The organism is Dactylosporangium sp. CA-092794 (assembly GCF_050948465.1).
In the GTDB taxonomy this organism is placed as follows: domain Bacteria; phylum Actinomycetota; class Actinomycetes; order Mycobacteriales; family Micromonosporaceae; genus Dactylosporangium.
In genome coordinates this window covers 8,936,285-8,957,668 of the sequence record NZ_CP192044.1, presented here as the reverse complement: position 1 = coordinate 8,957,668, position 21,384 = coordinate 8,936,285, and the positions used below count along the sequence as shown (strand labels likewise).

At 75.9% G+C, this 21,384-nt stretch carries 23 protein-coding genes; 18 read left to right on the top strand and 5 right to left on the bottom strand.

The genetic code is table 11. The features are described from left to right. Window positions 1-137: 137 nt before the first annotated feature. On the bottom strand, window positions 138-1,235 hold the full coding sequence (locus ACQPXD_RS38400; RefSeq protein WP_432826887.1) for a calcium:proton antiporter: 1,098 nt from the start codon (window positions 1,233-1,235) through the stop codon (window positions 138-140). A gap of 151 nt (window positions 1,236-1,386) precedes the next feature. Here ACQPXD_RS38400 and ACQPXD_RS38395 point away from each other — a divergent pair, with 151 nt between their 5' ends. From ACQPXD_RS38395 to ACQPXD_RS38330, 14 genes are all read left to right on the top strand, one after another. Beyond that, window positions 1,387-2,055, top strand: a complete 669-nt coding sequence (locus ACQPXD_RS38395) for a carboxypeptidase-like regulatory domain-containing protein (protein ID WP_432826885.1) — start codon at window positions 1,387-1,389, stop codon at window positions 2,053-2,055. Window positions 2,056-2,057: 2 nt separating this feature from the next. After that, complete coding sequence (locus ACQPXD_RS38390) at window positions 2,058-3,248, top strand: phage tail sheath family protein (protein WP_432826883.1); 1,191 nt, start codon at window positions 2,058-2,060, stop codon at window positions 3,246-3,248. A 14-nt stretch (window positions 3,249-3,262) separates the two neighbouring features. Continuing rightward, window positions 3,263-3,760 (top strand): phage tail protein, encoded by a 498-nt coding sequence (locus tag ACQPXD_RS38385; protein ID WP_432826881.1) that lies wholly within the window; start codon window positions 3,263-3,265, stop codon window positions 3,758-3,760. A gap of 628 nt (window positions 3,761-4,388) precedes the next feature. Continuing rightward, window positions 4,389-4,676 carry a hypothetical protein gene (locus ACQPXD_RS38380; RefSeq protein ID WP_432826879.1) on the top strand — a complete coding sequence of 96 codons (288 nt, stop codon included), beginning with the start codon at window positions 4,389-4,391 and terminating at the stop codon, window positions 4,674-4,676. Further along, on the top strand, window positions 4,664-5,386 hold the full coding sequence (locus ACQPXD_RS38375; RefSeq protein ID WP_432826877.1) for a hypothetical protein: 723 nt from the start codon (window positions 4,664-4,666) through the stop codon (window positions 5,384-5,386). The genes ACQPXD_RS38380 and ACQPXD_RS38375 overlap by 13 nt, the downstream gene beginning before the upstream one ends. After that, window positions 5,383-5,508 carry a hypothetical protein gene (locus ACQPXD_RS38370; RefSeq protein WP_432826875.1) on the top strand — a complete coding sequence of 42 codons (126 nt, stop codon included), beginning with the start codon at window positions 5,383-5,385 and terminating at the stop codon, window positions 5,506-5,508. The genes ACQPXD_RS38375 and ACQPXD_RS38370 overlap by 4 nt, the downstream gene beginning before the upstream one ends. Further along, window positions 5,505-7,019 carry a phage baseplate assembly protein V gene (locus tag ACQPXD_RS38365; protein WP_432826873.1) on the top strand — a complete coding sequence of 505 codons (1,515 nt, stop codon included), beginning with the start codon at window positions 5,505-5,507 and terminating at the stop codon, window positions 7,017-7,019. The genes ACQPXD_RS38370 and ACQPXD_RS38365 overlap by 4 nt, the downstream gene beginning before the upstream one ends. Beyond that, entirely contained in the window at window positions 7,016-7,354 is a 339-nt protein-coding gene (locus ACQPXD_RS38360; protein ID WP_432826871.1) for a hypothetical protein, read from the top strand. Before ACQPXD_RS38365 ends, ACQPXD_RS38360 begins: the two co-directional genes overlap by 4 nt. Further along, window positions 7,351-7,764: a GPW/gp25 family protein gene (locus ACQPXD_RS38355; RefSeq protein ID WP_432826869.1), complete on the top strand. Its 414-nt coding sequence runs from the start codon at window positions 7,351-7,353 to the stop codon at window positions 7,762-7,764. The genes ACQPXD_RS38360 and ACQPXD_RS38355 overlap by 4 nt, the downstream gene beginning before the upstream one ends. Then, complete coding sequence (locus ACQPXD_RS38350; RefSeq protein ID WP_432826867.1) at window positions 7,761-10,337, top strand: putative baseplate assembly protein; 2,577 nt, start codon at window positions 7,761-7,763, stop codon at window positions 10,335-10,337. Before ACQPXD_RS38355 ends, ACQPXD_RS38350 begins: the two co-directional genes overlap by 4 nt. Continuing rightward, window positions 10,318-10,791, top strand: coding sequence for a phage tail protein (locus ACQPXD_RS38345; RefSeq protein WP_432826865.1), 474 nt, complete (start codon window positions 10,318-10,320; stop codon window positions 10,789-10,791). The genes ACQPXD_RS38350 and ACQPXD_RS38345 overlap by 20 nt, the downstream gene beginning before the upstream one ends. 17 nt (window positions 10,792-10,808) lie before the next feature. Continuing rightward, a complete protein-coding gene (locus ACQPXD_RS38340) occupies window positions 10,809-11,831 on the top strand; it encodes a PASTA domain-containing protein (protein ID WP_432826863.1) in 1,023 nt (340 codons plus the stop codon). A gap of 1 nt (window position 11,832) precedes the next feature. Continuing rightward, window positions 11,833-12,282 carry a hypothetical protein gene (locus ACQPXD_RS38335; RefSeq protein WP_432826861.1) on the top strand — a complete coding sequence of 150 codons (450 nt, stop codon included), beginning with the start codon at window positions 11,833-11,835 and terminating at the stop codon, window positions 12,280-12,282. A 5-nt stretch (window positions 12,283-12,287) separates the two neighbouring features. Next, entirely contained in the window at window positions 12,288-13,028 is a 741-nt protein-coding gene (locus tag ACQPXD_RS38330; RefSeq protein ID WP_432826859.1) for a hypothetical protein, read from the top strand. Window positions 13,029-13,043: 15 nt separating this feature from the next. Here the strand turns inward: ACQPXD_RS38330 and ACQPXD_RS38325 are convergent, their stop codons facing one another. Next, window positions 13,044-15,674 carry a CHAT domain-containing protein gene (locus tag ACQPXD_RS38325; protein ID WP_432826857.1) on the bottom strand — a complete coding sequence of 877 codons (2,631 nt, stop codon included), beginning with the start codon at window positions 15,672-15,674 and terminating at the stop codon, window positions 13,044-13,046. 98 nt (window positions 15,675-15,772) lie between these two features. Between ACQPXD_RS38325 and ACQPXD_RS38320 the strand changes: the two genes are divergently transcribed. From ACQPXD_RS38320 to ACQPXD_RS38310, 3 genes are read left to right on the top strand one after another with little or no spacing between them, the layout of a single operon-like run. Beyond that, window positions 15,773-16,930: a S8 family peptidase gene (locus ACQPXD_RS38320; protein ID WP_432826855.1), complete on the top strand. Its 1,158-nt coding sequence runs from the start codon at window positions 15,773-15,775 to the stop codon at window positions 16,928-16,930. Next, window positions 16,927-17,472 (top strand): RNA polymerase sigma factor, encoded by a 546-nt coding sequence (locus ACQPXD_RS38315; protein WP_432826852.1) that lies wholly within the window; start codon window positions 16,927-16,929, stop codon window positions 17,470-17,472. The genes ACQPXD_RS38320 and ACQPXD_RS38315 overlap by 4 nt, the downstream gene beginning before the upstream one ends. A 10-nt stretch (window positions 17,473-17,482) precedes the next feature. Continuing rightward, entirely contained in the window at window positions 17,483-17,947 is a 465-nt protein-coding gene (locus tag ACQPXD_RS38310; RefSeq protein ID WP_432826850.1) for a hypothetical protein, read from the top strand. Between the two features lie 7 nt (window positions 17,948-17,954). Here ACQPXD_RS38310 and ACQPXD_RS38305 read toward each other — a convergent pair whose 3' ends face one another. Together ACQPXD_RS38305 and ACQPXD_RS38300 are read right to left on the bottom strand one after the other, a co-directional pair. Then, on the bottom strand, window positions 17,955-18,884 hold the full coding sequence (locus ACQPXD_RS38305; protein WP_432826848.1) for an alpha/beta hydrolase: 930 nt from the start codon (window positions 18,882-18,884) through the stop codon (window positions 17,955-17,957). A 1-nt stretch (window position 18,885) separates the two neighbouring features. After that, window positions 18,886-19,188, bottom strand: coding sequence for a putative quinol monooxygenase (locus ACQPXD_RS38300; protein WP_432826846.1), 303 nt, complete (start codon window positions 19,186-19,188; stop codon window positions 18,886-18,888). Between the two features lie 90 nt (window positions 19,189-19,278). Here ACQPXD_RS38300 and ACQPXD_RS38295 point away from each other — a divergent pair, with 90 nt between their 5' ends. Beyond that, window positions 19,279-20,184 carry an AraC family transcriptional regulator gene (locus ACQPXD_RS38295; RefSeq protein WP_432826844.1) on the top strand — a complete coding sequence of 302 codons (906 nt, stop codon included), beginning with the start codon at window positions 19,279-19,281 and terminating at the stop codon, window positions 20,182-20,184. On the opposite strand, the gene ACQPXD_RS38290 is transcribed toward ACQPXD_RS38295, so the two are convergent. Beyond that, window positions 20,176-21,366: a PucR family transcriptional regulator gene (locus tag ACQPXD_RS38290; protein ID WP_432826842.1), complete on the bottom strand. Its 1,191-nt coding sequence runs from the start codon at window positions 21,364-21,366 to the stop codon at window positions 20,176-20,178. The two genes, ACQPXD_RS38295 and ACQPXD_RS38290, sit on opposite strands and share 9 nt — an antisense overlap. Window positions 21,367-21,384: the final 18 nt, after the last annotated feature.

The window sequence follows — 21,384 nt, the reverse complement described above, 5'->3', positions numbered from 1 at the left end:
ACCGTTCGTCGTCGCTGAGCACGCGCTATCCGTTCGCCGGACTCCCTGGACGATCGACCATTCTGGGGGACGAGTACGACGAACCTGCGGAGACAATGTGACAATGCCACGACACGCGGCGCTGCGCGCGGCGGCGTTCAGGGGCTCAGGGCCAGGAACACGAAGGCGCTGAAGACGACCAGGTGCACGGTGCCCTGCATGAGCGTGGCCCGGCCCGGCGCGACCGTGAGCACGGTCACCACGACCGTGAGCGCCAGCAGTACCAACTCGGTGGCATTGAGCCCCAGGGCCAGCGGCCAGCCGAGCGCGATCGATGCCACGCCGACCACCGGGATGGTCAGCCCGATGCTGGCCAGCGCCGAGCCGACGGCCAGGTTGAGACTGGTCTGCACGCGGTTGCGGGCCGCCGCGCGGACCGCGGCGATGCTCTCCGGCAGCAGCACCAACAGCGCGATCGCGAGGCCGACCACCGTCGGCGGGGCGCCGGCCCACACCACCAGCCGCTCGATCCCCGGCGAGACCGACTTGGCCAGGCCGACCACCGCGACCAGGCACAGCGCGAGGAGGCCGAGGCTCAGCAGGGCCGCCGCCACCGTCGGGGGATCGGCGTGGCCGGACTCGTCGCCGTCGTCGTGATCGTCGGACGTGGGGACCAGCGGCAGGAAGTAGTCGCGGTGGCGCACCGTCTGGACGAAGACGAACATGCCGTACAACACCAGCGAGGCGATGCCGGCGAACGCCAGCTGGGCGGGTGAGTAGCCCGGGCCCGGGGTCGCGGTCGTGAACGACGGCAGCACCAGCGCGAGCGTGGCCAGGGCGGTGAGCGTGGCCAGGCCGGCCGAGACGCCCTGGACCCGGAACTCGACGGTATGGTGCCGCAGCCCGCCGACGAACAGGCACAGCCCGATCGCGCCGTTGCACATGATCATGAACGCGGCGAACACCGTGTCGCGGGCCAGGCTCTGCGACCGCGTGCCGCCGGCCGCCATGAGCATGAGGATCAGCCCGGCCTCGATGATCGTGACCGCGACGGCCAGGATGAGCGTCCCGAACGGCTCGCCGACGCGGTGGGCCACCACCTCGGCGTGGTGCACGGCGGCGATGACCGCGGCGATCAGCCCCAGCTCCAGCACGGCGAGCAGCACGACGCCCGGCTTGCGGCCCCACGTCGCGATCAGCTCGACCACCGCGACCGGGGGCACGATCAGCGGCCAGCGCAGCGCGGATCGGATCATCCAGACCACGGTCGGCAACCGGCGGGTGAGAGGGCCACCCCCGGGCCGGACGACTCGCGCGGCAAGGTCGGGTTGCTGACACCCGCGCCGGTATCACACCGGGCCGAAGACCGTCTTCTCACCGCTACACACGGCAGAGGGAGAAGCGTCAATGCCCGAAGGAGCCATCTCGGCCGCGACCGAGGCGCTGCTGCGCTGGGCCGCCGGGACCGGGCTGACGGTCGCCGCCGGCCCGCCCGTGCCCGAGTCGCCCGCCGACGCGTACTGCTGGCTGCTCAACCTGCTCCCCGAGCAGCAGCTGCGGGCGAACCCGGGCGGCGGCCCGCTGCGGCTGCGGCTGCGCTACATGTTGTGCGCCGGGCGCCCCGACGACCTCGAGCCGCTCGACCTTCTGCTGCGGGCGAGCGTCGGCGGGCCGTACGAGCCGGTGTTCGAGCCGGTGCCGGCCGGGCTGTGGGAGGCGGTGCGGGCGGTACCACGGCCCGCGTTCCACGTCGACGTCGTCACCCGGCTGGACCGCCCGCGGCCCGCCACCCCGCTCGTCCGGGAGACGCTGCGGCTGGTGCCCACGCCGCTGCGGGAGCTCACCGGCGTCGTGCTCGGCCCCGGCGACGTGCCGCTGCCCGGCCTGCGGGTGGAGACCGGCGACGGCCTGGCCGCCGCCCACACCGACGCCGCCGGCCGGTTCGCGCTGCCCGGGCTGCCCGCCGACCGGCCGATCGCGCTGCGGCTGACCGGCCGCGGGCGCCAGTTCCACCACCAGGTCCCGGCGGACGACCCGCGGCCCGCGGTGATCCGCTGCGAGTTCAGAGAGGACTGACAATGCCCCACTACGCATCACCCGGGGTCTACGTCGAAGAGGTCAGCGGCGGGGCCCGCCCGATCGGGGCGGTCGGCACGAGCACGGCCGCGTTCGTCGGCACGGCCCCGGTGCCCGACGCCCGGCGCAACCAGGCCGTGGCGATCGGCTCCTGGTCGGAGTTCCTGCGCGTCTTCGCCGCCGCGGACGGGGCCGCGAGCACGCCGCTGTCCCGCGCGGTGTACGGCTTCTTCGACAACGGCGGCGGCCGCTGCTACGTGGTCAACGTCGCACCGGGCGAGCCGATCGGCGGCACCGGGCGCACCCGCACCGGGCTCGCCCTGCTGGAGGCGATCGACGAGGTGGCCATCGTGGCCGCGCCCGGCTACCACGACCCGCTCTCCCACGAGGACCTGCTGCGGCACTGCGAGCTCATGGGCGACCGGCTCGCCGTCCTCGACCCGCCGCCGGAGATCACCGACGTGGAGCGGCTGACCCGCGTCGCCGCGGCCGGCGCGAAGCCGAAGCCCAAGACCGGCGACGACGCGCCCGACGACGGCGGCCTGCGCCCGCGCCAGTCCGACTACGGCACCTTCTACGCGCCGTGGCTGGTGGTCCGCGACCCGATGAGCGGCGAGGTGGTGGCCACCCCGCCGAGCGGCCACGTGGCCGGCGTCTGGGCCCGCTCCGACTCGCTGCGCGGCGTGCACAAGGCGCCCGCGAACGAGCCGGTCCGCGGCGCGGTCGACCTCGCCTACCGGATCACCCGGGCCGAGCAGGAGCTGCTGAACCCGGCCGGGGTCAACTGCATCCGCTACTTCCCGGCGGAGGGCATCCGCATCTGGGGCGCCCGCACCCTGGCCGCCGAGGCCTCCGAGTGGCGCTACCTCAACGTGCGCCGGCTGTTCAGCATGCTCAAGGAGTCGATTGCCGACGGTACCCGCTGGATCGTCTTCGAACCCAACGACGAGCAGCTGTGGCGCTCGATCCGCCGGGACATCGGCGCGTTCCTGACCCGGGTCTGGCGCGACGGCGCGCTCATGGGCACCACACCGCAGCAGGCGTTCTTCGTCAAGTGCGACGCGGAGACCAACCCGCCCGAGGTCCGCGACGCGGGCCAGGTCGTCGCCCTCATCGGCGTCGCGCCGGTGAAGCCGGCCGAGTTCGTCGTGTTCAAGCTCAGCCAGTCCTCCGTCGGCACCGAACCGCAGTAAAGGGGAGCCCAGCGATGACCATGCCGTCCGCCGCCGCAGCGCCGTCGGCCCAGCCCGGCAACTGGGTCGACCCGTTCCGCGCCTACAACTTCAAGCTGCTCATCAACAACGTGACCGAGGGGCACTTCACGGAGGTCAGCGGCCTCGGCGTCAAGGTCGAGCGGATCTCCTACCGCGAGGCCGGCAGCAACAGCGTCGTGCGCGCGATCCCGAGCCGGGTCACCTACCCGCCGGTGACGCTGCGGTTCGGCCTCACCCGGTCGGCCGAGCTGTGGGACTGGCTAATGACCGCCGTCGAGGGCCGGGTCAGCCGCCGCAACGCCTCCATCGTGCTGCTCGACGCGGCCGGGTCCGCGGAGGTGCTGCGCTGGAACCTGGTCAACGCGTGGCCGCAGGAGTGGTACGGCGCGCCGCTCGACGCGATGAGCCGGGAGCTGGCGATCGAGACGCTCTGCCTGGCGCACGAGGGGCTGCAGCGGGAGGTCGGCAGTGGCCCAGGGCCCGCTGCGTAACGCCCCGGAGCACTGGCTGGCGGCGGTTCGCGCCCGGGCCCCGCAGCTGCTGCGGGGCGTCCGGGTCGGCGGCGTCGCGCCCGCCCCGCCCCCGGAGCGTCCGTCCGGGGCAGAGACCAAAACCGATGACTCGGGCCGCGTCACTTCCAGACCGTTGCTCCCGCCAGCCACCGGTCGGGCCTTGGCGGCCCTCCCTGCCAGGCCCGCGGCGCCAAGCACAACCGATAAGTCGGGCGCTCCGCGCCACGACTTATCGGACATATCACGATTTTCCGTGATCGGTGCGGAACCGGTCTCCGCCAGCCCCTCGATTTCGGGCCCAACCCAGGCCGAGGTCGAGCCGACGCCGGCCCGGGACGAGCCGACGCCACTTCGGGGCGAATCGGAGCGACTTCGGGGCGGGCCGGAGCGGCTGCGGGGCGGGCCGGAGGGGCTGTGGGGCGAGTTGGAGCGGCTGCGGGGCGGGCCGGAGCGGTTGCGGGGCGAGATGGAGCCGCCTCGGAGGGAGTCGGAGCCGCGCCAAGATGAGGCGACTTGGCCGTCATTGCCCGAATTGCGGAGGACCGACGACGCGGATCCCGAGCCGGTGCTGGGCCCCACGCCGGTCGCTCCCGCGGATGCCTGGCCCGTGTCTCCACGGTTCGAGCCGGCCGCGGCCGTCTGGCCTGAGGTGCTGCGGTTCGAGGCGGCCGGGGCGGTCTGGCCCGAGGTGCCGCGGTTCGAGGCGGCGGCGGACGACGACGACCCGGTGGTGTCCATTGTGGATGCGATCGCGGTGGAGCGGGAGACCGGCGCCGATCGGTGGCCGCGGCTGCCGGATGACAGGCCACAGTGGACGGTGGTGGCGCGGCGGGACGCCCGGGATCGGGACCGCTACCTGGACGAGGAACAGCGAGGACTGGCATGGAACGCGTAGCGTTCATCGTCGATGCGACCGGCGAGCGCATCGACTGCCTGCTCAACCCGGAGACCTTCGAGGTGCAGCGCCTCGCCGGCATCCGCACGCCGGCGGCCGGTGGTGACCGGCTCGTCGGCCGGGGCCGGGCCGACGACCCGGTGCGGTTCACCGGCGGCGGGCGCACCGAGCTGGTCCTGGACATGGTCTTCGACGTCGCGCTGGTCGAGTCCGGCCCCGCGCCGCAGGACGTGCGCGAGCTCACCGGCCGGCTGTGGAGCCTGGCCGAGAACTCGGCCGAGGAGCGCGGCGCCGCCCGCCCGCCGCTGGTCCGGCTGGTCTGGGGCAAGTCGTGGAACGTGCCCGGCGTGGTCTCGGCGATCGCCGAGCGGTTCGACGCGTTCAACGCGACCGGCGCCCCCGGCCGTTCGTGGCTGCGGTTGAAGCTGCTGCGCGTCGACGAGCCCGGGGACGGCGCCGCCCGCTCGTACGACGAGGAGCTGGCCCGCTCGGCCACCGCCGCCCCGGCCGCCGGCCGCCCGGCCGCGGTCCAGGCGGTCGGGGGCGGGGGCGGCGAGCGCTCCGGCGTGCGCATCGACCTGCTCGCCGCCGAGGCGCTGGGCAGCCCGATGCGCTGGCGCGAGCTGGCCGCGCACAACGGCGTGGCCGACCCGCTCGACGTGACCGCCGGCAGCGTGCTGGCCGTCCCGCCGCCGGGGAGCCCGGCATGACCCCGGCGGTGGAGGCGGCCGCGTCCGACGCGCCGGTGCAAGGCGCGCCGGTGCAAGGCGCGTGCGTGGACGTGGCCGCCGGCAGCGTGCCGGCCGGGCCGGAGCCGGGGAGTGCGGCGTGATCCCGGCGGTGGAGGTGACCGCGGCCGGCGGGCCGCTGCCGGACGGGTGCCGGGTCGTCGCGGTCCGGGTGGCCGCCCGGCTGTCCCGGCCCGCGCAGTGCGAGCTGACGCTGGACGACCCCGACGGGCGGGGCCTGGAGCTGCTCGGCGCGGCGCTGACCGTCCGCGTGGCGGGCGATGCGGGGCCGCTGTTCGACGGTGAGGTCACCGGCGTGGACCTGGTCCGCGGCGCCGACGGGGAGGCCGCGACCCGGGTCGTCGCCTACGACCGGCTGCACCGGCTGCGCAAGCGGCAGTCCCTGCGCTGCCTGGAGCGGCTCGACGCGGCCGAGCTGGCCGAGACGGTGTGCGACGGGCTCGGCGTGACCGTGCGGGCGCACGAGCGCGGGCCCCGGTTCGAGCGCGTCGTCCAGCACCGCCGCCGCGACCTGGAGCTGCTCACCGAGACCCTGGAGCGGGTCGGGCTCTACGCCGTGCTCGACGGCGCCGACCTGCACCTGCTCACCCTGGAAGGCCACGGCGCGCCGCTGCCGCTGCGCTACGGGCACACCATGCACCGGGTCGAGGTCAGCGCGAGCCTGGAGCGGGCCGCGGTGCGCTGCACGGCGCTGGCCTGGCGGCCCCGCTCGGCCGACGTGCTCACCGCCGCGGTGGAGCGCCCGCGCGCCGGGCGGGACATCGCCCTGGCGCCGCGGCCGGAGACCGCCGCCGGCGCGGCCACGCTGACCCTGGTCGACGAGGCGGCCGGCGGCGCCGACGAGCTGCGCGCGGTCGCGCAGGGCGCGCTGGACGCCAGCGCCGCGCGGACGGTCGTGCTCGACGCGGTCGTGGCCGGCGACGCCGCGCTGCGGCCCGGGCGGCGGATCCGGGCCGAGGGGGTCGCCGCCGCGCTGGACGGCACCTACGTGCTGACCGAGGTGGTGTCCACGGTGGACGCCGACGGCTACCTCGCCGCGGTCTCCACCCGGCCGCCCGCCCGGCGCCTGCCGGAGCCCGCGACCTCGCTGAGCCTGGGTACCGTCACCGCGGTCGACGACCCCGATGGCTGCGGCCGGGTCCGCGTCGCGCTCGGCGCCCACGGCGGGCTCGACCTCGGCTGGCTGGCCGTGCTCGTGCCGGGCGCCGGCGCCGGCCGCGGCCTGGTGGTGCTGCCCGACGTCGGCGACCCGGTGGTGGTGGCGCTGCCGCACGAGGCGACCGCCGACGCGGTGGTGCTCGGCGGCCTGTTCGGCACCACGCCGGCCCCGGACGCGGCCGGCGTCAGCGGCGGCGGGGTGCGCCGCTGGTCGATGCGCAGCGCCGCCGGCCAGTCGGTGGTCGTGGACGACGAGCGCCGCTCGCTGCGCCTGCAGAACGCCGCCGGCTCCTACGTCGAGCTCACCCCCGACCTGCTGCGCCTGCACGCCGAGACCGACCTGCTGCTGGACGCGCCCGGGCGCGGCATCACCGTGCGGGCGGCCACCGTCGACTTCGAGCACTCACCACTGGCAACACCGGGAGGTACGCCGTGAAGGTCGTGAACCTCGCCGCGGACGTCCGCTGCGGCCACGACGGCCGCGTGGGCAACGTGGCGTCCCAGCACTGGGTGCGCATCGGCGGCAGCGAGGTGCTCGTCGCCGCCGACCCCGAGGGGCGCACCCTCGCCGGCTGCCCGAACGTCGGCCCGACCGTGAAGCCGTGCACCACCACGCTCGCCGTGGCCGCCGGCTACAGCGGCTGGGTGCGCGTCGGCGGCGCCGCGGTCGTACTGTCCAACCTGGACGGCCTGACCGACGGCACGGTCCCGGGCACGGTGCACTACACGGTCCGCGACCCGGGCCAGACGCACGTGAGCGTGGACCGATGACCGAGCCGCAGCGGGCGATCCGGTTCGCCGAGGCCGGGCCCGCGCTGACCGCGGCCGGCACGCTGTCCATGGTGGAGGGTGACGGCGCGGTACGCCAGGCGCTGCTGCTGCTGTTGTCGACCGCACCGGGCGAGCGGCTGATGCGGCCCGACTACGGCTGCCACCTCAACCGGCTGCTGTTCGCCCCCAACGACCACACCACCGCCGGCCTCGCCGTGCACTACGTGCGCCAGGCCGTGCAGCGGTGGGAGCCGCGCGCCGACATCGTCGAGCTTGACGCGGCCGCCGACGCCGACATCCCGACCCGGCTGAACATCAGGCTGCGCTACCGGGTGCGGGCCACGGCGTCGCTCGACGTCATCGACCTGCCGCTGGACCTCGGTCCGGCCCAGAGCGGGAGCCGGCCATGACCCTGCCCGTACCGAACCTCGACGACCGCACCTTCGTGGACCTCGTCCGCGAGGCGCGGGAGCGGATCGCCCGTACCAATCCACAATGGACGGACCTGTCCGTGCACGACCCGGGCATCACGCTCGTGGAGGCCTTCGCCCACCTGACCGAGGTCCTGCTGTTCCGGGTGAACCGGCTGCCGGAGAAGGCGTTCGTGGAGTTCCTGAACCTGCTCGGGGTGGCCCGCCGGGCCCCCGCCGCGGCGTGGGCGGAGCTGACGTTCACCCGCACCGGCGACGGGCGCGGCCGGATCGCGATCCCGGCCGGCACCCGGGTCGCCGCCGCGGGCGGGGCCGACCCGCGCCCGGTCGTGTTCGTCACCACCGAGTCGGTCGCGCTCGCCGAGGGCGAGAACGAGGCGCGGGTGCGCGCCCACCACTGCGAGCCGGTCGCCGCCGAGCTGCTTGGCCTCGGCACCGGCCGCCCGGGCCAGGTGCTGCGGGCCGCGCACGCGCCGGTGGTCACCACCACCGAGGCGCTGGACGTGCTGCTGGGCGTGGAGACGCCGGCGGAGGAGGCCGGCGAGGGCGCCGCGGCCCGCGAGCACGACGGGCGCTCGTTCGAGATCTGGCGGCCCGTGGACGGCTTCGCCGGGCTGCCCGCCGGCGCCCGGGTGTACCTGCTGGACCGCGGCACCGGCACCGTCACGTTCGCGCCCGCGGTCGACGAGGGCGGGCAGCCGGTGGCCGCGGTGCCGCCCGCCGGCCGCGAGATCCGGCTGTGGTACCGCACCGGCGGCGGCGCGGCCGGCAACGTCGGCGCCGGCACCCTCGCCGCCCTGCGCGAGCCGGTCCCCGGGGTGAGCGTCACCAACCGGGAACCGGCCACCGGCGGCCGCGACCTGGAGGCGGTCGACGCCGCGCTGGCCCGCGGCCCCTACGAGTTCTTCGCGCTGCGCCGGGCGGTGACCGCCCGCGACTTCGAGCTGCTGGCCACCGCCGCCTCGGCCGCGGTGGCCCGGGCCAAGGCGTTCACCCGCAGCGCGATGTGGGCCTTCGCCCGCCCGGGCGAGGTCGAGGTGGTGCTGGTGCCGCACGTGGGTGCCGAGTCCCGGCCGGACTGGCGGCTGCCGCACGCGAGCATGCTGCGCGCGCAGACCGACGACGTGCGCGAGCAGACCCAGCGCGACCTCGACGAGCGCCGGGCGCTGGGCACCCGGGTCCTGGCCGGCTGGGCCCGCTACAAGGCGGTCTCGGTGCACGCCCGGGTCGTCGTCGGCCCGCACGAGGACGTCGACGCGGTCCGGCGGCGGGTCAACGACCGGCTGCACGCCACGATCAGCCCCTTGCCGACGCCGCTCAACCCGGCCGGCTGGGCGTTCGGCGAGCCGCTGCGCGCCTCCAACGTCTACCGGATGCTGGAGTCCGCCGAGCCGGGCGTGCGTTACGTCGACGACGTGCGGTTCGTGGTCGAGGAGGCGCCGGACGGGCCGGTGCGCACCGTGGCCGCCGACCGGTTCCAGCGCGACACCTGGTACGCCGGCTGCGGCGCGCTGCTGTTCCGCTCGACCAACGGCGGCGACGGCTGGGAGACGGTCGGGCGCTTCCCGGGCGAGGAGGTGCGCCGCGTTGTCGCGGCGCCGGCCGACCGGCGCCCGGGCGTGGTGGCCCGCCCCGGCCACCTCGCGGTGGTGACCCGCACCGAGGACGGCGGCTCGGCGGTGCGCCTGTCCGCCGACCTCGGCGAGACGTGGACGCTCGTCGCCGTGCTGGAGCCGGCCGTCGCGGACCTCGCGTGGACCGACCGGGAGGGCGTCGCCACCCTGCTGTGCGCCACCGACAGCGGGCTCTACGAGCTGCCGGCCGCCGCGGGAGCGGTACCGCTGCAGATCCTCGTCGACGCGCAGGACCCGGACCGCGGCTTCGCGGGCGTGCGATCGTTCGTCTCCGAACGGGGCGTGCACGGCGTCGCGGTCGCCGCGCAGGCGCAGCAGGGCGTGTACCTCTCCGTCGCCGGCGGCGCGGCCGGCACGTTCAGCCACGTCGGGCTGCGCGGCGTCGACGCGCGGGCGATCGAGGTGCAGCTGGACGGCTCGGCCACGGTGCTGTGGATCGGCGCCGGCGAGGCCGATCCGGCCAAGCCCGGCCAGGGCTGCCACCGGGCCCGGCTGTTCGAGGCCGACGTGCGCTGGGAGCGGGTCGGCGCCGGCTGGAGCGGCGGCACCTGCTGGGACCTCGACTTCGACGGCCGCACGGTGCTCGCCGCCACGCAGAGCGCCGGGGTACTGCGGCTGGACACCACGGCGAGCGCGCCGCAGTGGCAGCCCTCGAGCGTCAACGGCGGCCTGCCGCTGCGCGACCGCACCCGGTTCGAGCCGGTCGAGGCGCTGGCCGCCGGCGGGGTCGGCGGCCCGGCGCACCGCGGCCTGGCCGGCACCCGCCGCGGCGTGTTCCGCGGCGACGACACCGAGACGTGGGCGTTCGTCGCGGACCGCGAGACCCGCGCGCCGGTGACGATCCCCGAGACCTGGCTGCTCTGCTCCGCGGAGCACGACATCGAGGTGGTGCGCGAGGATGCGACGCGCGGACATTGAGCGGCTGCTGCCGGCCGTGTACCAGCACGCGGCCGGCCCCGGCGGCGTGCTGGCCGCGCTGCTGGACGTGATGGAGGGCCTGCACGAGCCGGTCGAGCGGCGGCTGGACGCGATCGAGGACCTGTTCGCGCCCTACCGCACGCCGGACGCGTTCCTGCCCTACCTGCTGGGCTGGCTCGCGATGGACCACGTCGGCCGGTCGCTGCCGCCGGGCCGGCAGCGCGATCTGGCCGCCCGGGCCGGCGATCTGGCCCGGGCCCGGGGCACCGCGGCCGGGCTGTGCGCCCTGCTGGAGACCATCACCGGCGTCGAGGGCTTCGCCGTCGACGAGCCGGCCGACCGGCCCTTCCACATCGTCGTGCGGGTGCCGGAGGCCGCGCGCGACCAGCTCTACCTGATCCGGCGCGCGGTGGAGCTGGAGAAGCCCGCCGCCGTCACCGCCGAGCTCGCCTGAGAACCCGAGGAGCCGTCATGTCCACCAACTGGGTGGTCACCACCGCCGGCGAGCGCATCGCGCTCAACGATGCCCGGCAGGGGGAGACCACGTTCACCGTCACCAACCCGGGCGAGCGCGCCGACCGGGTCGTGTTCGAGCCGGTGCCCGGCGCGGGCGCCGAGGCGGGCTGGTTCAGCGTCGACGAGCCCCAGCGCCGGGTGGCCCCCGCCGCGTCCGTGTCGTTCCTGGTCAAGGCGCAGGTGCCGGAAGGTACCGCGCCGGGCACCTACGAGCTGCAGGGCCGCGTGTATTCCGCCGACTCCGCCCCCGAGGAGTCCTCGGTGCTCAGCAACCGGGTGGTGTTCTCCATCGAGGCCCCGCCCGCCCCGGCCGGGCGCCGGATCCCGTGGTGGATCTTCGCCATCGCCGCCGGCCTCGTCGTCATCACCGTCGTGGTGGTGACCCTGGTGGCCACCCTCGGCCGTGGGGGGCCGGCCCAGACCACGCCCAGCGGGCCGGTGGCGGTGCCCAACCTGGCCCAGCTCGACGAGGACCACGCGGCCGCCGCGCTCGCCCAGGCCGGGCTGACCGGCACCGTCCGCCATCGCACCGACCCCGCGCACGCCGGGTCGGTGCTGGAGCAGTCGGTCGCGGCCGGCAGCCAGGTCGCCCGGGGCACGGCGGTGCCCTACGTCGTCGCGGTGAAGCTCACCGCGCCGACGCCGACGACCGCGGTCGACGCCGAGGTCAAGATCGACGGCGGCCGGCTCGAATGGACCCAGGCCGAGGCGTACGTGACGCACTGGGTGGTGTCCGTCACCCCGACGATGTGTCAGGGCGGGAACGTCCCGTTCCTGCCCGGCGGGTGCCTGCCCGTCCCGCTCATCACCGCGCGGGTCGACGTGAACTTCTACGCGCCGTCGCTGCACCCGTACGGGCCGTTCGGCCCCGCGGCCGTCACCATCTCCGACCGGTTCGGCTGGACCGTCGCCGCCGCGGACGACTTCGGCAACGCCGGACCGGCCAGCCCGGAGCGCACCGCGAGGATGGTCAACTGAGATGCGGCAGCAGCGGGTCGTGATCGCCGGCCTGGTGGTCGTGGGCGTGCTGTTCGCGCTCTCCGCGACCCACCGCGCCGGCGGCGGCGCCGGCGCGGTGCGCGATCCCGGCGGGTTCGTGACCTGGATCGGGAGGCACTTCGGCGGTACCCCCGAAGCGAAACGGGGCGACCTGAGCGCGCCCTGTCTGCAGGGCGACACGCTCACCGTCGCCGGCGGCACCTGCACGCTCACGGTGGCCGGCTCGGACACCGGACAGCGCCGCGTGCGGCTGCACACCGACAGCGCGGTCGCGGTGCGAGCCCCGGCGCCCGGCCGGGACACGGTGGTGCGCAGCGACGTCGGCGCCGGCGACACGGTCAGCGTCACCGTCGGCGGCGGCGAGACCGGCATCGACGTCATCTGCGACGGGACGCGGACCTGCACCCTCACCCTGGTCACCGGCGGGTGAGCGGGATGGGGCTGCGCACACCGTTCTTCCTCGTCGCGCTCGTCGCGATGGCCCTCGTCGTCGGCGTCGAGCTCGGCGAGCACCTGCTCATCGGCGGCGTCGACGCGGGCGGCGCGCTCACCGGGCAGGCCGCGGCGGCCGGGCTGCAGGTGCCCGCCGGCACGCCCGTGGACCGCCCGGCCGGCCTCGGCATCCCGTATCTGGCCCTGGTCGACGCGGCCGCGCTGTTCACCGTCGCGCTCATGGCGGCGGGGCTGGTCGTGCCGCAGCGGCTGCACGGCCGGCTGCAGGGTGTGGTCACGCTGATCTTCGCGATCGTGCTGCTGCTGGCCGCGATCGGGCTGCTCGCGCTCGGGATCACCAAGCTGATCGGCATGGTGACGCTGCTGCTCGCGTTCCCGTTCGGCACGATCGCCTATCTGATCGGATTCGGATCTTTTCCCAGGGGTACCGCGGCGGCGGTGCTCGCCCTGCTGATGTTCCTGAAGTTCGTGTTCGCCGGCTCGCTCACCATCGCCCAGGAGCGCTTCCTGCAGAACAAGGGGCTGGTCCTGCTGACGCTGACGTCCCTGCTGTGCACGCTGCTGGTGTCGTTCCTGCACGGCGTCGTGCCGGGCGTGCTGGCGAGCATCACCGACGCCGTCGGCGGCATCGTGTGCGCCGTCGCCGCCATTGTCTGGGCGTTGGTACTGCTGGTCGGCGCCATCGCCGCGATCGTCACCGCGGCCCGGGCGAGCCGTGCCTGAGGCGGCGGTCGCGGCTCAGCCGGCGCCGAAGCAGACGAACGCGCCGGTGCTCCACCGGTGGGCCGGGTCGGCGGCCTCCTGCGCCGCGGCCAGGGCCGCCGCCGCGCCGGCGCCGGCCGCGAGGCGCTTGTGAAAGTCGATCATCAGGGGCCGGGTCGCCTCGTCGTCGACCGGGCCCGTGCTGGCGAGCACCGTGCGCGTGCCCAGCTGCAGCAGGGCGCTGGTCAGGCCGAGCAGCTCCTCGCCCGGGTGGACGGCCGACAGTCCGGTGTCGCAGCCGGAGAGCACCAGCGTGCCGGGCGCGGCGCGCAGCGCGGAGAGGTCGTAGATGGTGAGCGGTCCGTCGGCCAGCAGCAGGGCGGAGAACAGCGCGTTGTCGCTGCGGAAGTCGCCGTGACAGGCGATGTGGCCGATCCGCGCGCCGTCCAGCGCGGCCAGCACGTCGCCGACCCGGGCGTCGGCACCGCGCAGCAGCCGGGAGCCGGGGGAGTACTGCGCGATCTGCCCCACCTCGGCCAGCGCGTGCGGCGGCTCCGGCGCCCCGACGAAGACCGGGGGACCGGCCGGCTCGGCGGCCCGGTGGGCGCGCCACCACGTCGTCGCCGACGGGGCCACCCGCACCGGGCGGCCCCGGCAGGTGGGCAGCAGCGGCCAGGGCAGCGCGTGCAGCTGGGCGGTCGGGGCGAGCACCAGGCCCCGGTCGCCGATCAGCCCGGCCAGCGGCGCGAGCAGGGTCCGGTCCAGCACGTTCACCGCGTGCTCGGCGGCGGCCGCCGCGGAGGCGGTGTGCCCGCGCCGGGTCACCAGGCGGCGCTGGGCGAAGCGCAGGCCGGTCAGCTCGTCGACGACCGGCCGCAGCGGGCCGAGCGCGCGGTGCGCGACCCGGCCCGCGGCGACCACCAGCGCGTGCAGCTCCCCGTCGACCGCGACCAGGTCGACCAGCGCCGCACCGTCGAGGTCGGCGCTCAGCCCGGCGGCGAGCCGGCCCGTGGTGAGCCCCGGCGCCCCGGCCGGGCCGGTGCCCTGCGCCCGCCACGACCGCTGCCGGATCCGGTCCTCGAGCTCGTGCTGGCGCTGCATGAGCCGGCCGGCCTGGGCGGCACTGGTCGGGGTGGCGGACAGGTCGGCGTGCAGCCGGCGCAGCAGGCTCAGCCCGCGGGCGATGACCGGGTCGCCGCTGGGGCGGGCCGGCGGCAGCCACAGCGCCGCCGAGCGGCTGCGCTGCGACGCGGCGAGCAGCCGCGCGGGGCTCTCGTGCGCGACGGCCAGGCGCAGCCGGAACTCGGCCAGCTCGGCGATCGTCGCCCCGCTGCGGACCCGCAGCTCGGTGGCGCCCAGACTGGCCCGGTGCGTCTCGAACTCGCGCAGCCCGGCGTCGGCGGCTCGGATCGCACCGGGCACGTCGCCGCCGGCCAGCCCGGCCAGGGCGCGCAGGTGCCACAGCCGGGCCCGCAGCGCCGCCGGGCCGCGACCGGCGGCGTCGGCGGCGGCCGCCAGCGCGGCCCGCAGCGCGACCGGCTCGCCCAGGGCGGCGGCGAGCTGGGCGGCGTCCAGCCAGGCCTCCCAGCCGTGGATCAACCAGCCCGCCTGGATCAGCGCGGCGGCCGTCTCCTGCAGCCGGCGCAGCGTGCCCCGGTTGGCCCGGCCGGCGGCGATCGTCGCGGACAGCTCGAGCGCGTGCGCGCGCGTCGCCAGCAGCTGCCGGCCCTGCTTGGTGAACGCGCGCCGGGAGCTCCGCGCCACCGCGTGCGCCTCGCCGGCCCGGCCGCGGGCCAGCGCGTTGCGGGCCAGCAGCAGGGCGGCCTCGCCGCGCACCGCCCACAGCCGGCCCCGCCGGCCGGCGTCCATCGCCTCCTGCGCGGCCCGCTGCGCCTCCGGCAGCAGACGCACCGACTGCAGCGCCTCGGCCAGGTCGAGCAGCCCCACCGCGTCGCTGCCGCCGCGGTTGAGCTCGGGCCGGGCCCGGGCGTAGCGGGCCAGCGCCTCGGGCACGTCACCGGCCTGCGCGGCGACGAAGCCGAGGTTGTGCTGCACCTGTGCGGCGGCGGCCGGCATCTCCATCTCGGCGTAGAGCTCGGCGGCCCGGCCGAGGTCGGCCTGGGCGAGCCGGTAGTCGCCGTGGTAGCCGCGCAGGATGCCGCGGTTGTTCAGCGCCCGGGCCTGCCACAGCCGGTCGCCGCTGCGCCGGAACACCCGCAGCGCGGCGGTGTAGCCGGCCATCGCCTCGTCCTCGCGGCCCATCCGGCGCAGGATCAGCGCCCGCTGCATGACCGTGCGGGCCCGGCGCAGGCCGCGCAGGCTCTGCAGGGCGGCGTCGATCTCCCGGACCGCCGCGGCGGGCCGGCCCAGGTCCTCCAGCACCAGGGCCAGGCTCATCCGCGCCTCCGCGGCGAGTGTGGGCAGGTCGTGCCGCAGGGCGACGTTGAGCGCGGTGCGGAGGTGTTTCGCGGCGGTCCGCGCGTCGTAGGACGCCCGGGCGGCGAGGCCCAGCGCCCGGTGCGCCACCGAGGTCGCGGCGGGGTCCCGGGACCGGCGCGCGGCGGCGAGCGCGGCGTCGGCCAGCGTCCGGGCCCGCCGAGGGTCGGCCGCCACGGTTTCGACCGCCCCCTCCGCCAGCGCGAGCGGTCCAGCCGCGGCTTCGATCACACCGCTGATCCTGCCACCGCCGAAGATTGTCGCCCAGCCGACGTATCGGGCGAGGTTTTTCGCCGTCTTACGTACGAGTCCAAGTCGAAGGAGGAGCCGTGAACGCGACCGAACGGTTGGACCGGTGGCGCAGCCGACGCGCCGCGCACCTTGCCTCGCTGCCCTGGCTGGCCACCGACCGGACCGGGCCGCACCCGGTGCGGTACGTCGCCGGCGAGTTGGTCGTCGTCGACGAGCACTACGACGACGCGCGCGCCGCGGTCTCCGCGCTCGGGCACTCCGCCCGGGACGTGACCGAGGACCGCCCGCTGCCCGGGGTGCGCCGCCTGCGCGTGCCGGGCCTGGACGTGCTCGCCGCCACCCGCCGCGCCCGCGGCCGGGCCGGCGACGGCGCGGTGGTCGGCCCGAACCACGTGCTGATCGGGTCCCCGCACGAGCAGGGCGGGCCGTATGGTCCCCCGTCCGCCGCCAGCGCGCTCACGATCGGGCCGGCCGGTGCCGACCCCGGCGTGCGGGTGGTCGTCATGGACACCGGCGTGTGGGCCGACAGCCCGCTGCCGTCGGCGCGGTACTCGGTGGTGGCCACCGACTACGAGACCGACCTGGACGCCGACGCCGACTCCGAGATCGACTCCGACGTCGGCCACGCCAACTTCGTCGCGGGCGTGATCCTGCAGAGCAGCGGCCGGGCCCGGGTGCGCATCGTCAAGGTGCTCGACTCCTTCGGCATCGGCACCGAGCTCGACCTGGCCACCCGCATCGCCGCGCTGACCGACACCGACGTGCTCAACCTGTCGCTGGGCGCGTACACCGTCGACGACGAGCCGCCGGTGCTGCTGCAGGCGGCGCTGGGGCAGTTCCTCGCCGGCCAGGACCGGCTGGTGGTCGCCGCGGCGGGCAACGAGGGCGCCGAGCCGGCGCCGTTCTGGCCGGCCGGCTTCGCCGGTGTCGCGGTGCCGTGGCGCGAGCAGGTCGTCGCGGTCGCCGCGCACGACGGCACGGCGCTGTGCACGTGGAGCAACACCGGCCCGTGGGTGACGATCGCCGCGCCCGGCGCGGGCGTGGTCAGCACCTACATCAACTGCACCGGTTTCGGCTCCGGCTGGGCGGCGTGGAGCGGCACGTCGTTCGCCACGCCGAAGGTCGTCGCCGCGATCGCGGAGGTGGCCGCGCAGACCGGCAGCCTCTTCGCCGCGGCGAAGCAGGTGTCGGCGACGGCCGCCGGGAGCTTTGGCGGGTATCCTGGCATCTTGTGACGGCTTTCGATCCGACCATCGCTCTGATCGAGGCAGCCGACGGAAATCAGCGGGCCTGGGACCTGCTCGTGTCGCGGTATTCCGGCCTGGTGTGGGCCACCGCGCGCAGCTTCCGGCTCGGCGAGGCCGACGCCGCCGATGTGTTCCAGGGCACCTGGTTCCGTCTGGTGGAGAAGCTGCATCAGATCCGCAACGGCGACGGCCTCGGCGCCTGGCTGGCCACGACCGCCCGGCACGAGGCGATCGACCTGCTGCGCCGCCGGGGCCGGGAGACGCCGGCCGAGCTCGACGAGCACCTGATCGGGGTGCGCTCGACCGCCGGGCTGCCGGAGGAGAGCGTGCTACGCGAAGAGGAGGACCGCCTGCTGTGGCAGGCGGTCCAGCGGCTGCCGGAGCGGTGCTCGCGCCTGTTGCGGGCGCTGGGCGCCGACCCGGTGCCGAGCTACGCCGAGCTGGCCGCCGCGCTCGGCATGCCGATCGGCAGCATCGGCCCGACCCGGGCCCGCTGCCTGGAGACGCTGCGTGGACTGCTGGCGTCGTGAGGAGGGAATCGTGACCGAGGGACGCGACGACGAGCTGGTCGCCGCCGTGGCGCGCGTGTATGCCGCCGCCGACCCGCCGCCCGCCCGCCTGCTGGCCGCCGCGTCGGCGGTGCTGGCCTGGCGGCGCCCGGACGCGGCCCTGGCCACCTTGCTGGTCGACAGCGCGGTGGCGGGCCAGGCGGCCGGGATCCGCTCGGCGTCGGCCGAGTCGCGGATGCTCAGCTTCGCCGAGGGCGACACCGTCGTCGACGTCGAGCTGGTCGTCGCCGACGGGGAGATCCGGCTCGTGGGGCAGGTCAGCCGGCCGGCCGCGGCGCCGCTGGAGGTGCGGCACCGCGACGGCGTCTGGACGGGCAGCACCGACGCGCTGGGCCGCTTCGCCGTGGACGGCCTGCCGGTGGGCCCGCTGCGCATCACCTGGGGGCCGGAGGCGCCCGGCGGCCCGCTGGTCAGCACGCCCACGATCCTGAGCTGAGGCTCGTCTACTTGCCCAGGGCGCGGGCGAGCCAGTCGCCCCGGGCCCGGCGGGCCTCGGCCGACAGCCGCGCCTGCGGGTAGAGCGCGTCGAAGCCGTGGAAGCCGCCCGCCCAGACGTGCAGCTCCGCCTGGCCGCCGGCGGCCCAGATCCGGGTGGCGTAGGCGACGTCCTCGTCGCGGAACACCTCGGCCGTGCCCGCGTCGATGTAGGTGGCCGGCAGCCCGGACAGGTCCTCGGCCACGGCCGGGGAGACGTGGCCGGGCACCGGCGCACCGTCGAGGCCGCCGAGCACCGACCGCCAGCCGAAGTCGTTCATCTCGCGGGTCCAGGTGTCCGGGGTGCCGGAGAACTGCCGGCTCGACGTCGTGTCGTTGCGGTGGTCGAGCATCGGGTAGATCAGCACCTGGGCGGCGACGGCCGGGGTGCCGCGGTCGCGGGCCAGGAGCGTGACGCCCGCGGCCAGCCCGCCGCCCGCGCTGGCGCCGGCCACCACGATGCGGGCCGGGTCGATGCCCAGCTCCGCGGCGTGCTCGGCGGTCCAGAGCAGGCCGCGATAGCAGTCGTCGACCAGGGTGGTACCGCCGGACTCCGGCGCCAGCCGGTAGTCGACGGTGACCACGACGGCGCCGAACCGCTCCAGCCATTCGAGGGGGATGTCGATCTGCGCGAAGCGGTCGCCCATCACCATGCCGCCGCCGTGCATCCAGTAGACACACGGTGCACCCGGGGTGGGATCGGCCGGGCTGAACACGGTCAGCGGGATCGGCGTGCCGTCCGCGGCCGGGACGGTGACCTCGCGGCGCTCGCCGGCGAAGGCGAACGGCGGCGACGGGTACTGGCGCAGCTGCGCGAGCAGCTCCGGGTTGAGCTCGGCGTTGAGCGGCATCTCGGCGAGCAGCTCGCTCAGCTCGGGGTCGCGGGCGGGGCGGGCCATGTCAGAGCACCGCCTTTCCGCCGACGGGGACCTCGTCGGTGTACACCGACTCGCCGGTGAGCAGCGGTTGCAGCTTCGCGACGAACGCCTGCGCCGCCTCGGACTCGAAGAACCGGCCGTGCGCCTCCCGGCTGGTCCAGCCCTCGGTGACGTGAACGACGTCGGGGTCGGCGGCCGAGCGGCCGACGAGGAAGACGACGCAGTCGTCGACGGGCAGCGAGGGGGCGTCGAGCAGCAGCGCGACGAGCTCGTCGCCGCGGCCCGGCTGGGCGGTCATGGTGGCGTGGAAACCGTGGGAAATCATGTATTCATGACACCAGTCTGAGCTGGCCAAACGTAGACCGATGCTCCGCCGTACTTGCCTGATCCTCTCGGGCGGGGAAGGATTGGTGGCGTGGAGCTTGACGAGCTGCGGTCCCTGATCGACCGCCACGCCCGGCCGGACATGACGACCGCGATCGAGGACGTGATGGCGTCCAAGGTCGACCGGCCGACCCCGCCGACGCCGGCGATGTCCGGCATGCTGGTCGCGGTGGTGGCGCAGGGCGGGAAGCGGATCGCGCTGGGCGAGCGCGTCTACGACTACGGCGCCGGGCAATATCTCATCGCCTCCGTCGACCTGCCGATCACCGGGCACTTCGTCGACGCCACCCCGAGCCGGCCGGCCCTGGGCTTCGGGCTCATCCTCCGCCCGGCCGTGGTCGCCGAGCTGCTGCTGCAGGCCGGCCCCGGCGACCTGGCCCCTGCCGCCGGCGCCGCGCCGTCCGGGATCGCGGTCAGCGACGCCCCGGAGGATCTCATCGACGCCGTCGTGCGCCTGCTGCGCCTGCTCGAGCGCCCGCGCGACCAGGCGGTGCTGGCCCCGATGCTCAAGCGGGAGATCCTGTGGCGGCTCATCACCGGCGAGCAGGGCGCCGTCGTGCGCCAGCTCGGCCTGGCCGACAGCAGCCTCACCCACGTCGCCCGGGCGGTGCGCTGGATCCGGGAGAACTTCGCCCAGGCGTTCCGGGTCGAGGAGCTGGCGCAGCGGGCCGGGATGAGCGTGTCGGCGTTCTACCGCAACTTCCAGGCGGTCACCGCGATGAGCCCGATCCAGTTCCAGAAGCAGATCCGGCTGCAGGAGGCCCGCCTGCTGCTGGCCGCCAACCCGGGCGACGTCACCGGCGTCAGCCTGCGGGTCGGCTACGACAGCCCGTCGCAGTTCAGCCGGGAGTACCGCCGCCGCTTCGGCGCCCCGCCCAGCCAGGACGCCCAGCGCCTGCGCGGCCTTACCCGCAGCACCACCCCGGTCCTAGTCTGACCCCTCGACCGGCCGGCGCCGGTCGACCTCGTAGGCCATCGCGAGCTCCGCGACCTCCCGCGGGTGGGTGACCGACCGGCCGGTGCGCTCCTGCAGGCGGCGCAGCCGGTGCCGGACGGTGTTCGGGTGCACGAACAGGCGGGCCGCCGTGTCGCCGGTCGAGCCGCCGCAGTCCAGCCACGCCCCGAACGTGTCCAGCAGCGTCGCCCGGTCGCCCGGCGGCAGCGTCGCCAGCGACGCGAGCACCTCGTCGGCGACCCGCCGCATCACGCTGGGCGCGCCCGCGGCGGCCGTGGCGAGCGGATCCCGCCCGAAGACGGCCACCGGCCGGCTCGGCAGCGCGCTGTTGAGCGCGACCCGGGCCAGGCGCAGCGCGGCGGCGGTCTCGTCCAGCCGGTGGTACGGCGGGCTGATCCCCACCGCGCCCGCCGCGGCCTCGGCGAGCGCGCCGGCGAGCCGCTCCAATTGCTGGCCGGGCCCCACGAGGGCGGCCACGCCGAGCTCGACGCCGTGCTGCAGCCGCCAGGCCGACGGGATGCCCAGCGCGGCGAGCCGGCGCTCGGCGAAGGGCACCGCCCGCCGGCCCACCGCCGCCGTCCGGGCGGCGATCACCACGTAGGGCCCGCGCTCCGGCAGGCGCAGCAGGCCGGCCGCCTCCCACAGGTTGGCGTCCGCGAGCGCCCCGTCCAGCAGGGCCTGCACCAGCGCCGAGCGCTCCTGCTCGCGGTCGACCAGCTGCGCGGTCGCCTCCTCCCGGTAGCCCTCGGCCATGTCGCGGGTGTAGACGTCCATCGCGAGCCACATCCGCGACGAGGCCAGCAGCGCCACCTCGGCCGGCAGGCCGGCGGCCAGCTCGGCGACCCGCTCCCAGATGAACCGCGACCCGACCCGGTAGGCCTCCATCACCGTGGTCAGCGGCACCCCGTCGCGGGCCCGGCGCCGGCCGTGCTCGCGCGACGGCGGCGACTCGCGCGCCTCGGTGTGCCCGATCGATCCGAACACGAGCCTGAGGTTGTCCAGGCAGGAGCGGCGGACCTCGTCGGGCGGGACGAGGTCGGCCCGATAGAGCGGTACCCCAGCGCGGATCTTCTCGGCCATCGCGTCCGCCAGCTCGTCGGCCCGGCCCAGCAGCTCCGCGCCGAGCCCGCCGAGCTGCTCCCCGGCCGGGTCAGTCACGGTCACTCACGCTGGCATCGTAGG

Bases quoted from the DNA above. Each gene is read 5' to 3' on its own strand.
- ACQPXD_RS38400 (WP_432826887.1), bottom strand. From the start codon at position 1,235: ATGATCCGATCCGCGCTGCGCTGGCCGCTGATCGTGCCCCCGGTCGCG.
- ACQPXD_RS38395 (WP_432826885.1), top strand. From the start codon at position 1,387: ATGCCCGAAGGAGCCATCTCGGCCGCGACCGAGGCGCTGCTGCGCTGG.
- ACQPXD_RS38390 (WP_432826883.1), top strand. From the start codon at position 2,058: ATGCCCCACTACGCATCACCCGGGGTCTACGTCGAAGAGGTCAGCGGC.
- ACQPXD_RS38385 (WP_432826881.1), top strand. From the start codon at position 3,263: ATGACCATGCCGTCCGCCGCCGCAGCGCCGTCGGCCCAGCCCGGCAAC.
- ACQPXD_RS38375 (WP_432826877.1), top strand. From the start codon at position 4,664: ATGGAACGCGTAGCGTTCATCGTCGATGCGACCGGCGAGCGCATCGAC.
- ACQPXD_RS38370 (WP_432826875.1), top strand. From the start codon at position 5,383: ATGACCCCGGCGGTGGAGGCGGCCGCGTCCGACGCGCCGGTGCAAGGC.
- ACQPXD_RS38355 (WP_432826869.1), top strand. From the start codon at position 7,351: ATGACCGAGCCGCAGCGGGCGATCCGGTTCGCCGAGGCCGGGCCCGCG.
- ACQPXD_RS38350 (WP_432826867.1), top strand. From the start codon at position 7,761: ATGACCCTGCCCGTACCGAACCTCGACGACCGCACCTTCGTGGACCTC.
- ACQPXD_RS38345 (WP_432826865.1), top strand. From the start codon at position 10,318: ATGCGACGCGCGGACATTGAGCGGCTGCTGCCGGCCGTGTACCAGCAC.
- ACQPXD_RS38340 (WP_432826863.1), top strand. From the start codon at position 10,809: ATGTCCACCAACTGGGTGGTCACCACCGCCGGCGAGCGCATCGCGCTC.
- ACQPXD_RS38335 (WP_432826861.1), top strand. From the start codon at position 11,833: ATGCGGCAGCAGCGGGTCGTGATCGCCGGCCTGGTGGTCGTGGGCGTG.
- ACQPXD_RS38330 (WP_432826859.1), top strand. From the start codon at position 12,288: ATGGGGCTGCGCACACCGTTCTTCCTCGTCGCGCTCGTCGCGATGGCC.
- ACQPXD_RS38305 (WP_432826848.1), bottom strand. From the start codon at position 18,884: ATGGCCCGCCCCGCCCGCGACCCCGAGCTGAGCGAGCTGCTCGCCGAG.
- ACQPXD_RS38300 (WP_432826846.1), bottom strand. From the start codon at position 19,188: ATGATTTCCCACGGTTTCCACGCCACCATGACCGCCCAGCCGGGCCGC.